The organism is Mesorhizobium sp. M7A.F.Ca.CA.002.15.2.1 (assembly GCF_003998715.1).
GTDB classification, from domain to species: domain Bacteria; phylum Pseudomonadota; class Alphaproteobacteria; order Rhizobiales; family Rhizobiaceae; genus Mesorhizobium; species Mesorhizobium ciceri.
Genome location: NZ_RZPI01001303.1, coordinates 1 through 384, shown reverse-complemented (window position 1 = coordinate 384; position 384 = coordinate 1). Strand labels below are relative to the sequence as shown.

At 63.5% G+C, this 384-nt stretch carries 1 protein-coding gene; it reads right to left on the bottom strand.

Annotated elements, in window-relative coordinates:
* The coding region (locus ENZ74_RS34255) for a GMC family oxidoreductase N-terminal domain-containing protein (RefSeq protein ID WP_164761527.1) at nt 1-384 on the bottom strand (384 nt) is incomplete at both ends.

The following is a 384-nucleotide window of genomic DNA, read 5'->3' as shown; positions in this document are numbered from 1 at the left end:
GCGTAGCGCTGGTTGTTTTCGGCGCGCTTGAAATAGGGCAGCACGTCGCGATAGCCCCAGCCGGCGAGGCCTTCTTCCTTCTCCCAGGCGTCGTAGTCGCGGGCATTGCCGCGCGTGTAGATCTGCGCGTTGATGGACGAGCCGCCGCCGACGACCTTGGCCTGCGTGTACCAGAAGACGCGGTCCTTCATGTGCTTTTGCGGCACGGTCGACCAACCCCAGGAAGCAATGCCTTTGGTCATCTTGGCGAAGCCCGCCGGCATGTGGATGTAGGGGTGCCAGTCCTTGCCGCCGGCTTCCAGCAGCAGGACCGAATTGCTGGGATCTTCGCTCAGCCGGTTGGCCATAACGCAGCCGGCAGGACCGGCGCCCACGATGATATAG